The 11,054-nt window shown below is 48.5% G+C and carries 8 protein-coding genes; 5 read left to right on the top strand and 3 right to left on the bottom strand.

The window, feature by feature from the left end; genetic code table 11:
• The first annotated feature begins 49 nt into the window (after nucleotides 1–49).
• The 3 genes from PT279_RS02935 to PT279_RS02945 all read left to right on the top strand — a co-directional run bounded on the left by PT279_RS02935 (nucleotide 50) and on the right by PT279_RS02945 (nucleotide 3,158).
• On the top strand, nucleotides 50–1,039 hold the full coding sequence (locus tag PT279_RS02935; protein WP_277165301.1) for a bile acid:sodium symporter family protein: 990 nt from the start codon (nucleotides 50–52) through the stop codon (nucleotides 1,037–1,039).
• 511 nt (nucleotides 1,040–1,550) lie between these two features.
• Nucleotides 1,551–2,606 carry a Gfo/Idh/MocA family oxidoreductase gene (locus PT279_RS02940; protein WP_277165303.1) on the top strand — a complete coding sequence of 352 codons (1,056 nt, stop codon included), beginning with the start codon at nucleotides 1,551–1,553 and terminating at the stop codon, nucleotides 2,604–2,606.
• Between the two features lie 255 nt (nucleotides 2,607–2,861).
• Complete coding sequence (locus PT279_RS02945) at nucleotides 2,862–3,158, top strand: ATP-binding protein (protein ID WP_277165305.1); 297 nt, start codon at nucleotides 2,862–2,864, stop codon at nucleotides 3,156–3,158.
• 150 nt (nucleotides 3,159–3,308) lie between these two features.
• On the opposite strand, the gene PT279_RS02950 is transcribed toward PT279_RS02945, so the two are convergent.
• Nucleotides 3,309–4,961, bottom strand: a complete 1,653-nt coding sequence (locus PT279_RS02950) for an AIPR family protein (protein WP_277165307.1) — start codon at nucleotides 4,959–4,961, stop codon at nucleotides 3,309–3,311.
• Nucleotides 4,962–5,126: 165 nt separating this feature from the next.
• Here PT279_RS02950 and PT279_RS02955 point away from each other — a divergent pair, with 165 nt between their 5' ends.
• Together PT279_RS02955 and PT279_RS02960 are read left to right on the top strand one after the other, a co-directional pair.
• Nucleotides 5,127–5,522, top strand: a complete 396-nt coding sequence (locus PT279_RS02955; protein WP_277165309.1) for a (deoxy)nucleoside triphosphate pyrophosphohydrolase — start codon at nucleotides 5,127–5,129, stop codon at nucleotides 5,520–5,522.
• 16 nt (nucleotides 5,523–5,538) lie between these two features.
• Nucleotides 5,539–8,715, top strand: a complete 3,177-nt coding sequence (locus PT279_RS02960; RefSeq protein ID WP_277165311.1) for a DUF3427 domain-containing protein — start codon at nucleotides 5,539–5,541, stop codon at nucleotides 8,713–8,715.
• Nucleotides 8,716–8,865: 150 nt separating this feature from the next.
• Here PT279_RS02960 and PT279_RS02965 read toward each other — a convergent pair whose 3' ends face one another.
• Both PT279_RS02965 and PT279_RS02970 read right to left on the bottom strand, forming a co-directional pair.
• Nucleotides 8,866–9,981, bottom strand: a complete 1,116-nt coding sequence (locus tag PT279_RS02965; RefSeq protein ID WP_277150230.1) for a Zn-dependent alcohol dehydrogenase — start codon at nucleotides 9,979–9,981, stop codon at nucleotides 8,866–8,868.
• 196 nt (nucleotides 9,982–10,177) lie between these two features.
• On the bottom strand, nucleotides 10,178–11,053 hold the full coding sequence (locus PT279_RS02970) for an aldo/keto reductase (RefSeq protein WP_277165313.1): 876 nt from the start codon (nucleotides 11,051–11,053) through the stop codon (nucleotides 10,178–10,180).
• Nucleotide 11,054 lies beyond the last annotated feature (1 nt).

The following is an 11,054-nucleotide window of genomic DNA, read 5'->3' on the forward strand; positions in this document are numbered from 1 at the left end:
TCTACCTAGCATGGCACTCAACACCCAAATAAGAAAGAAGTGAGAGAAGATGGAAAAGGTGAAAAAGGTAGCGGATTGGATCACGAAGTGGTTCACGCTTATCGTCATCGTCTGGGCGGTGTTCAATTATTTCGTGCCGCAGACCAGCGAATGGGCCAAGCACGACACAAGCTGGCTCTTGGGCATTGTGCTTTTCGGCATGGGCCTGACACTCTCGCTTGACGATTTCGCCCGAATCTTCAAACAACCGCTGATGGTCATCGTCGGAACAGTGGCCCATTACGTCATTATGCCGCTCGTCGCCGTCGCGCTTTGCTGGATCTTCCATCTCGACGGACCGCTCGCCGTGGGCGTCATCCTCGTGGGCTGCTGCCCCTCCGGCACTTCGTCGAACGTGATGAGCTTCCTTGCACGCGGCGACGTGGCGCTCGACGTCTCCATCGGCCTGCTTTCCACGCTGCTCGCACCGTTCATGATTCCGCTGCTGATGCAGCTGCTCGCCTCGCAATACGTGGCGATTCCTTGGCAGTCGCTTTTCCTGACCGCCGTCAAAGTGGTGCTCATACCTGTCGCCCTCGGCGTGATCTGCCACACCATTTTCAAGGAGAAAATCGCCAAGGTGACCGACGTGCTGCCAATCATCTCGCAGACCGCCATCTTGCTGATCATCGGCATCGTCGTCGCCGCCAACCACGCGGGCCTCTTCAGCAAGGCCACCGCACTGGCCATCCCCGTGGTCATTCTGCACAACCTTTGCGGCTATGGGCTCGGTTTCGGCTTCTCCAAGCTCATGTACAAAATCTATCCGAAGGGCTTCGGATACGCGCAGCAGAAGGCCATCACCTTCGAAGTCGGCATGCAGGACTCCGGCCTCGGTGCGACCTTGGCGCTGACTTCGTTCGCCGCCGCTCCGATCACGGCTATTCCGTCGACGTTCTTCAGCGTCTGGCACAACATCTCCGGCTCCGTGCTCTCCTCCTGGTGGCGTCGCCACGATGAGAAGAAGGGCCTGGTCGCCGAGGATGGCAGCGAAGCCTGACGAGGCCTGATGATAGTGCATCCAAAGCCGCGGGTTCCTCTGCAAAGTTGCTGCTCTTTTCTTGAAAGCTGCCGATGCCTAGGCTTCCGACACCTCCGAAAAATCCATAGACACCTGCGCCATAGCTGCGGATTCTTCCGGTAAAACCGCAAAGGCAACTCAGAAGGACTGAAACTGAACCGAGAGTATCAAAAATGGCAACGAAATAGAAAACCGCCATTCGATTTGCAGCACGGAACGTTTAAATCGAATTTTTCGACGTTCCCTGCTGCGAATTCTCTATATGCTAAATATCAAAACACCGCCATTCCAGGATCCTTACCATAGCTCTCTTCCCGTAACGAAGCGCTGAACAGAAGAATAGGAAATCCGATCTTCTTGCTATGTTTTCACAGCACTCTGACCGCGAATAACACATATCGACACTCCCTGCTTATTCGCCTGACCAGCAATGCGTACCTGACTTTAGAATGGAAACGTTGCATACATTTTCATGCAAGAAAGGGCTTCCATGAGCAGACTGAACGGCAAACGCGCCGAAGCGGAAGAACAAGGACTCAAGGTCAACGTCGCGATTCTTGGAGCCGGTGGAATCGCCAAATCAATGGCGAACACGCTGGTGGAAATGGCCGCAGACGCGCGATATAGCAGCTTGATCGAGCCTTATGCCGTAGCCGCGCGAGACGCGGACCGCGCCACTGATTTCGCCCAAAAATATGGATTCGACGTTTCTTACGGTTCCTACGACGAACTGCTGGCCGATCCGAAAGTCGACCTCGTTTATATCGCCACCCCGCACGCGCTGCACGCCGAACAGGGCATCACTTGCCTCAAGGCCGGCAAGAATATCCTGGTCGAGAAATCATTCACCGCCAACACTTCGCAGGCGCAGGACTTGCTCGACGTCGCCAAGGAAACCGGGTTGCTGTGCACCGAAGCCATCTGGACACGCTACATGCCCTCGCGCGACATGGTCGCCGACATCATCAAGTCCGGCGAAATCGGCGAAGTGCAAGCCGCGACGGCCAACCTCTGCTACCCCACCACGCACAAGCCTCGTATGACCGACCCCGAGATGGCCGGCGGCGCACTGCTTGATGTCGGTGTCTATCCGCTGAACTTCTTCGACATGGCGCTGGGCGCCGACACCAGCGAGCGCAAGATTTCCGACATTACGACCTCGATGGTTCCCTACAAAACCGGCGTGGACGCCACCGATTCCATCGCCCTGCATTATGACGACGGCGTGATGGCTACGGCCACCGCTTCGATGCTGTGCGCCTCCGACCGCTCCGGTGCCATCTGGGGCACAGAGGGCTACATGGTCTGCCAGAACATCAACAACATCGAAGGCATCGACCTCTACGGTCTCGATCACAAGCTCACCCGACATGTCGATGTCCCTGCACAACTGACCGGCTACGAGTACGAGGTCGCCGCTTCCGCCAACGCCATCCTCGACGGCAAGACGGAATGCATCGAAATGCCTCACGCCGACACCCTGCGCATCATGAAGCTCATGGATCAGATTCGCGGCAAGTGGGGCCTCAAGTACCCGTTCGAGTAAATCTGTTCGATTCGTTACAGCACGGTAAGTTAAAAAATACTTTTTAACTTACCGCATTTTCTTATCAAGTTGAAAAGTATTTTTTAACTTGTTCGGTTTTTTATGTAAGTTAAAAAATATTTTTCAACTTACATATTCGAACCACAATAATCCGCGGGTACAGAACATCTTTAGTACCTACAGCGCTTCGGATATACTCGTCCAAGCTTATCGAACTACACCCTCAAACAGGAACGCAAGTATTACGTTGTGTACATGGGTCTGTGCTGCATTCTCGTTTCAGAAAACGTGCGCGACACCGGCAGAATCCTAGAAAACATCGTGTTCCTTGAACTCAAACACCGAGCAGGAACGGTTTACGTCGGGCACAAGGCATTGGGCGGCGAAATCGACTTTGTCGCCAACAGCGCGAACGGCCTAGCCTGCTACCAGGACTCTGAATCAGTCCGCGACCCCAAAACTTTGGAACGCGAGCTCTCGTCGTTCCGTACCCTAGACGACGAGCTTTCCATCAGCTACAACGGTATCCAGCGCAGATCTACGCGCCTTTGACTGGCTGACGGAGGAATAGATTTCAAATCGCAGTCATCGCATAATGACCTATATCTGTTTGAACAATTTAATATATCCGATTATTCAAGAATGGCGAGATCGAACATTATTCCCCGAATCTCGCCATCTCATATTAAATTCTTCTATTTATTAAGATTGTTTCTCTTGCAGTTCTAATTGTTCCACTGCAGTTGTGAGCTTCCCTATTGTTGACGGATTGATAAAGAACGCACGATGACTATAAGAGTCACCCTCTTCTTTAATCCTTTCCTGTACAACCGTATCTGTTGCTTCAAGAATCAATCTTGTCTTCTTTTCAATAAGATCGCGGTCTGAGGGATCCAAAATATCCATTTGTCCAAGTAAAGCAACGATATGGTATTCCGCATAAGAGGCAAAAGAGTATTCTTCCTTTAAACTACGGGATAAAGTATGAACCTGTCGCCAAATAAGATATGCATTCAAAAAAGTATCAGTATTCAAAGAGTCATTAAACACTTCTGGATACAAAGTTCCAAATAAAAATCTCTTTTTATTTTTTGCATCTGCTGGTTTTTGCAACGCGTACGCATAATAGGATTGGGCAGCTTTAACTGCATCGATCCTCTTGTTCCAAGGTTCATCGTTATATTTATTCGTTCTTGCCTCATAAAAATAGCCCTTGGTTTTTAGATCAGCTTCGATCTTTTTCTGGATAGAATCGTTACTGTGCAGGTCTCTTGCACAAACGGTAGTTTGCGAATTTGTCGCTTTCGTAATTTTACCTAAAAGATTGTCGTCACTTGTCTTAATTATCCTAATTAAGACATCTACTTCATCACTCAGCTTGCCTTCCTTGTATGCTTCATAAAGAGAATTGGTTGTTTGCCCACCATTAACAATCTGCAGATTTGAAACGTTAACTTCAATTGACTCTTTTTTAGGAATATATTCCATATCTGAGCACACAATAGTAATGCCATTATTTAATACAAAGAACTGATAGGCATCTTCACCTGTAGCAGATTGAATAATGTCTTTATTCACATCATTTTTTTGTGTCAAATAACCACGAACATTTTTATCAAATAATGCAACCCCCGCTTGCTCCCTTAATTTTGCAAGTTCTGTTCCTTCGATTCTTCCCACTAATACATTGGTCATACCATTGCTGAAATCCATATATTTACCAATAAGATGTAAGTTGGCATCAATAATTTTCTCTTGTTTTGGAGCCAGTAATTCAGCAATTTCTACTAATTGATCATATTCAGTATCAAAATATTGTTGGTCATGATTATAAGATTCTAGGAAAGCTTCAAAATGTTCTTTACTCTTTACATTAGGTGGGAAAGAGTTAGAAATAAAAATTATGTGATATCGTGGAGTTTCTTTTTCTAATCCTCTTATATCCTCAAGCTTATTTTTTAGATCCTCGTTTATGTTTTTGTATTTTTCTTTCTTTGGGTTTCCTAGTATTAATTCATCAATGGCCATATGCATCTTATCCAATGCTCCGGCCTCTAAGGCCCTGTTGTATTTTTCCTCTGAACGATAATACTTAGATTGAATAATATTGACTATCGGCCTGTTACCAGAATCTTCATCAATATAAATAGCATCAATTCCGCAATCATTAGTCCCATCAACTATCGAATCATCAATCACTGCCGAATCAAGATCAAATCTTTTGTTCAAGAACAGTCCGATAAAAGCCAAAGACGGATTGGCGGATAAGCTTTCCGCTAGATCATCGTTATGCATATATTGGTCAACAGAATGATCAATTAATTGGAAATCTAAACGTGAACCTTTATAAACCATTCTAAACTCCTTTAATATATAAAATCACCATGATTTTTATATAACGATAATTATAACTATAAAATATAAACCAACAAGCTTGCAATCCAAAGAGATTTATAAATAGCAGCGGCTGCATCTGCGCTATCCTGGACACAGTATCTTTTGTGTAAGGATGTCAACGATATGGGTAATGCACCATTGCAAGTCGTCGGAGCCGCGATAAGAAGGGGCGGCGCAATTCTTTGCGCACAAAGAGGTCCATCGAAATCCTTGGCTGGGTATTGGGAATTTCCTGGAGGAAAAATCGAGAGCGGCGAAACACCAGAGCAAGCCTTACAACGCGAAATCAAAGAGGAATTGCTCTGTGATATTGAAGTTGATCAGAAAATATGCTCGATACAGCAGCAATATGATTTTGGAACCATCGAACTTACGACGTTCCTGTGCTCGCTAACAAGCGGCGAACCAAGTCTAACCGAACACACCCAGCTTCGCTGGATTCCCCAATCCAAACTTGCAACTTTAGATTGGGCTCCAGCTGACCGAAAAACGGCTCAAAATTTGGCAATGATGAATTAGACGGGCGAAAAACACAATGACTGAGCAGAGAACAGAGAAGAAAGAGACGAATTTCGAAACCACTTCTTCGAACGATTCGTTGGTAGAAGCGATTACATCAGGCTTCATCCGCCAAAATCTCGATGCCGATAGCAATCTCACGCCGACTCTTATCGCGAACCGCAATGGCTTGACCATGGAAGAGGCTATCGAATCTGAACTCGAGCAATGCCACGATTTTGATTTGTCAGTCGCCTTCGTCAACAATGAAGAACTCAAAAGCCTCAAGCAGTATCTGCTCAATTTCGATAAAGACAAAAGCCAGCGGTCAGGCCGAATCATCACCTCAACCTATAACTATTTCAATAAGCCTGAAGCGTTCAAAACCCTTCTGCAAATTCAGAAACGTACCAATATCAAGATATTCATCTGGCAATCAGACTCAGAAAATCACAGCTCGATGGCAATATCGAACTATCGATACCATCCAAAAGGCTATGTATTTCGGCATCGTACTGAAAACGGAAAAGAATTGGATTCGACATACATCGGCAGCTCGAATCTGACATCCAGCGCACTCAAACTCAACAAAGAATGGAATCTTCGAGTATCTTCGCAGACGAACAGTGGTCTCACTCGTCAGATTAACAGCGAAATTAACGCTCAGCTGAGTGAATCCGTTAAACTTACCAACGAGTGGCTTAAACAATACGAGGAAGAGTTCGAACATTACGCTCCCCCACAACGCATTTTGCCGCAACCAGAAAATGGAACGATTGAACCCAATGCCATGCAACAAGAGGCATTGATGAACCTGGCTCAGCTCAGAAAGGCTGGCGAAAGCCAAGCCATCATCGTTTCGGCTACAGGAACCGGTAAAACATATCTCTCGGCTTTCGACGTGCGCCAGTTCAAACCAAATCGCATGCTTTATGTTGCTCAACAGCAGCAAATACTCAAGAAGTCAATGGAGTCATATCAGAAAGTACTTGGTTGCGAAGATCAGGATTTAGGTCTGCTTTCCGGGACCAGCAAACAAGGTGACCGCAAATACGTCTTCGCAACAGTTCAGACACTGGCCAACAATCTAGATTCCTTCGATTCGGATTCTTTTGATTACATTCTCATCGATGAGGCACATCATTCTGCGGCGGATTCTTACCGAAAGGTACTTCGTCATTTCACTCCCCGTTTCCTGTTAGGAATGACCGCAACACCAGAACGAACCGATGATGCCGATATTTTCGGATTATTTGGCAATAACATCGCCTATAACATTCGACTTCAGCGAGCACTCGAAGAGAATATGCTATGCACCTTCCACTATTACGGCGTCCACGAATACATCGAAGACAAACCTGACCCGAATACGATCGGCGAACTGAATAAGCGCATCGACGTGACACAGACCAGCGAGCGCACGGCACTCAATGAATGGATTCAAAAACTGGTATCAGCCGACCGTGTCCACTATATTATTGACAAGTTGCAGACTTATGAAGATCCGGGAAATCCCGTAAAAGGCCTAGTCTTCTGCAGTTTGCAAAAGGAAGCAAAAGAACTATCCACACTTTTCAACGCTCGATGGAACCAACAAGCGGAACGCAAATATCACACGGTGGCTGTAACCGGAGACAATGCAGTTGACCGAGATTCAGCTGTAAAACAGCTTGAGAATGGGGAGTTGGATTATATCTTCACCGTTGATTTATTTAATGAAGGCGTTGATATTCCCGCATTGAACCAAATCGTGATGCTACGCCAGACCAAATCCAGCATCATCTTCACCCAACAGCTAGGCCGAGGGTTACGTAAATACCCTGGTAAGGAATCAGTCACCATTATCGATTTCATTGGCAATTATGCCAACAACTATCTCATTCCTATCGCGCTTTACGGCAACACCGGTGACCGCGATATCGCACGTAAAAATCTACAACGGAAATCCATCGGCCTTTCATCGGTAAGCTTCGACCCCATAGCGGAAAAGAAGGTCCTTGCCTCTATCGACAAGGCGGATCTCTCGCAGATGCAATTGCTTTCGAGTCAATATCGTCAACTGCGTAACCAACTTAACCGTATTCCCATGCTTACAGATTTCGCCAAAACCGATCCATCGTTGATCTATACGTTGGCGGATAAGAAAGACAGCTATCTACAATTCGTCCGCTCTCGTGAACAGAGCCTTTCACGCGGCAATAGCTCGCAGGCATCGTATGCAGAGACCTTGAAACCCACAAATGCCGGCGAAAACGGTGCGCTCAAAATGCTGACCTCAACTCTGCTACGAGGGCTGAGACCACACGAGCTGCTGGTTCTAGCAAATCTTTGTGACATCACTGTACCTAATTCAACAAACACTTCTATCGAACACAAAACTGATCGTTACCAAGGACCAAGCGATAAACGCACGCTTTCGATTGAAGAACTGGGAACGATAATATCGAATCATTTCCCAAAAGCTGACAACAGTGCAGAACAGAGAACTCAGTCGTTCCATGTACTAGATTTGTCATATTTCATCACGAAAAACAAGGAACGTTTCGGCGGCAAACCATTGGTCAAACAAACCCAAGACAATGTGTTTGCTCTTGCAGACTGGTTGTATGAAGCTTTACGTTCCAATTCCACTTTCGCAACATTTTTCGCAGACACAGTACAAGCCGGTCTGATCAATTGCGATATACGCTTTGAAAAGAGTCCAGATGCATCCCTCGATCAAACACGCGGCTTTATTTACGGTGAGAAATACAGCATCTTCGATGTCATGAGGCTTTGCGGCTGGAAGAACGAACAGGTACCGCAAAACGTAGGCGGGTACAAACTCGATCTTGAAACGAGTTCATTGCCCATTTTCATCAAATACGAAGCAAGCCAATATGGCGACCGCTTCATCAATACCAGCGAACTTAAATGGTTCAGCAAGAATCAACGTACGCTACACTCAAATGAATTCGTCTGGCTTCTGAATGGTATTAAAAGTACAGATTGGCAGCGCTCTCATTTCGTTCCGATCTTCATTCGACGCAGACAAGAAGAAAAAGAAAAGACCTATTACTACGTCGGCAACGTAGCTAGCATCAGCGGCGTACGCCCCGACCACAACCTTGATGATAACGGAAAAGAACTGAACGTTGTCGTTTCCACACTACGTCTCAGCAAGCCAGTTGATCCCGAATTATTCAGGCATCTGACAGGTAAATCAGCTTTATAATATATTGCTCAAAATACGTGTGCACCTAATAAAACAATTGGGGTGATTCCTAAAGATCAAGAACCACCCCAACTTAAAAGCCATGAGTTGCATGGGCTTCTTCGCTCGACACAACTTATAGCAGTGCGGTGAAATCACCGCTCATTTTCATCAGAACTCAGTAATTACGGAGCGGATGACTTCGCCCTTCTTGAGCTGGACGTAGGCCTCGTCGATCTGGCTCAAGTTGATGTGCTGGGTGACGATGTCGTGCATGTTCAGGCGGCCGTCGACGGCGAGGTCGGCGTACATCGGGATGTCGTGCTTGATGTTGGTCGAGCCCATCCAGACGCCCTTGAAACCGCGCTGGTGAACCAGCAGGTCGGCCGGGTTGATTTCGAGGTTGATGGTCGCGTCGGGCTTGGCAAGGCCGATGCAGTACGCGGTGCCGTCAACGCCGAGCATATCCCAGCACTGCTTCATCGTGGACTCGAAGCCGATGGCCTCGAACGCCTCGTCAACGCCGCCGTCGGTAAGCTCGCGCACCTTGGCAACCGGGTCCTCGTTCTTGGAGTTGATGACGTCAGTGGCACCGAACTTCTTCGCGAACTCGAGCTTGTTGTCGAGCAGGTCGATGGCGATGATCTTCTTGGCGCCGCAGATGCGGGCGCCGGAGATGATGTTCAGGCCGATGCCACCCGTGCCGACGACGGCAACGGTGTCACCAGGACGAACGTGCGCGGTATTGATCGCAGCGCCAGCACCGGTGATGGTGGCGCAGCCGATGCAAGCGGCCTCGTCCCACTTGACCTCGTTGTTAACCACAGCGAGCTGGTTCTCATGAATCAGCGCTTTCTCGGCGAAACCGCCAGTACCGAAGGCCTGGGTGATCGGGCGGCCGTCCGGGAAGGAAAGACGCGGCTTCTCGCCGGGCTTGCGCACGCACTCTTGCTGCTGCGAGCAGGACTGAGGATGACCGTTCAGGCAGTTGGCGCAATGGCCGCAAACCTGCTCCAACGAAGCGACAACATGGTCGCCGACCTTGATGCCTTGAACTTCCGGGCCGACGGCTTCGACGACGCCGGCAACCTCATGGCCGATGACGGCCGGGAACGGGAAGAACTGATCGTCGTCCTCCACCAAATGCAAATCGGAATGGCACAGGCCGGACGCCTTAACGTCCACCAGCACCTCAGCGCCGATGGGGTCATCGATGATGATTTCCTCGGGCTGGGCGAATCCCTTGCCTACTCCATAGGCAACCGAAGCTTTGATTTTCTGTGGCATGGTTACTCCTTTCACATCCAAAAATGTAACCTAGCTCACATTATAATATCGGAATCAGATTCAGAAGTACTCTGAAAAAACGTCGCGTTTCCACAACATTTGCAAACATTCCGGATATGAAATAATCACACTATTCGACCAGAAATCACACATAAATACAAAAAATCAACCAAAATGTATCAACAGCCGAAAACTCTCACGCATAGGTGAAGGTCATCGGATCGTGACCGGCACGGGTCGGGCCGTCCAAGGCATCGATTTGCGCGTGTTCGTCTGCAGTCAGGGCGAAACCGAAGAGGTCGAGGTTTTCGCGTTGTCGGTCGGCATGGACGGACTTGGGAATGATGATAGTGCCGTTTTCGATATGCCAGCGCAGGATGACCTGTGCAGGCGAAACACCATGTGCTTGTGCGATGCGGGCAATGGTTCCGTTTCCGGCGTTGAGATCGGCTCCGCGAGCCATCGGCGAATACGCTTCCACCGCAATGCCATGCTCGCGGCAGAACGCCACCACTTCGCGCTGCTGCCAGGTAGGATGCAGCTCGATCTGATCAACCGTCGGCCACTCCCCAGTCTCACGATGCAAGCGCTCGAGATGTTCTGGCAGGAAATTACATACACCGAGCGTGCGCACACGGCCCTCGTCGCGCAGTTTCTTCAACGCCTTCCACGTTTCGCCGGAACGCCAGTTGAATGGCGTCGGCCAATGCAGCATATACATGTCGACATAGTCAAGACGCAAATCGCTCAGCTGGCGGTCGAAGGCTTTGAGGGCATTGTCATAGCCTTGTTCGGAATCCTTGAGTTTGGTCGTCACCCACAGCGTTTTGCGTGCCTCACCAGCATTGAAGCCAGTTTCAGCCAACGCACGGCCTACGCCCGGTTCGTTGTTGTAGCCGGCGGCGGAGTCAATATGGCGATATCCGACCTGAAGTCCGGACTTGACAACGCCGGACACATCATCATCGCTGATACGTAATACACCAAGCCCGATTTGCGGGATTTTATTGCCGTCGCTTAACGTGATATTTGCAATTTCCGGTACTGCTCCCATGGTTTCTTCAACGCTCATC

Origin of the sequence: Bifidobacterium sp. ESL0784 (genome assembly GCF_029433295.1) — a bacterium.
Classification (GTDB): domain Bacteria; phylum Actinomycetota; class Actinomycetes; order Actinomycetales; family Bifidobacteriaceae; genus Bifidobacterium.

Excerpts from the sequence above, each read along its gene's own strand:
- PT279_RS02935 (WP_277165301.1), top strand. The coding sequence starts at position 50 with ATGGAAAAGGTGAAAAAGGTAGCGGATTGGATCACGAAGTGGTTCACG.
- PT279_RS02940 (WP_277165303.1), top strand. The coding sequence starts at position 1,551 with ATGAGCAGACTGAACGGCAAACGCGCCGAAGCGGAAGAACAAGGACTC.
- PT279_RS02945 (WP_277165305.1), top strand. The coding sequence starts at position 2,862 with ATGGGTCTGTGCTGCATTCTCGTTTCAGAAAACGTGCGCGACACCGGC.
- PT279_RS02950 (WP_277165307.1), bottom strand. The coding sequence starts at position 4,961 with ATGGTTTATAAAGGTTCACGTTTAGATTTCCAATTAATTGATCATTCT.
- PT279_RS02955 (WP_277165309.1), top strand. The coding sequence starts at position 5,127 with ATGGGTAATGCACCATTGCAAGTCGTCGGAGCCGCGATAAGAAGGGGC.
- PT279_RS02960 (WP_277165311.1), top strand. The coding sequence starts at position 5,539 with ATGACTGAGCAGAGAACAGAGAAGAAAGAGACGAATTTCGAAACCACT.
- PT279_RS02965 (WP_277150230.1), bottom strand. The coding sequence starts at position 9,981 with ATGCCACAGAAAATCAAAGCTTCGGTTGCCTATGGAGTAGGCAAGGGA.
- PT279_RS02970 (WP_277165313.1), bottom strand. The coding sequence starts at position 11,053 with ATGAGCGTTGAAGAAACCATGGGAGCAGTACCGGAAATTGCAAATATC.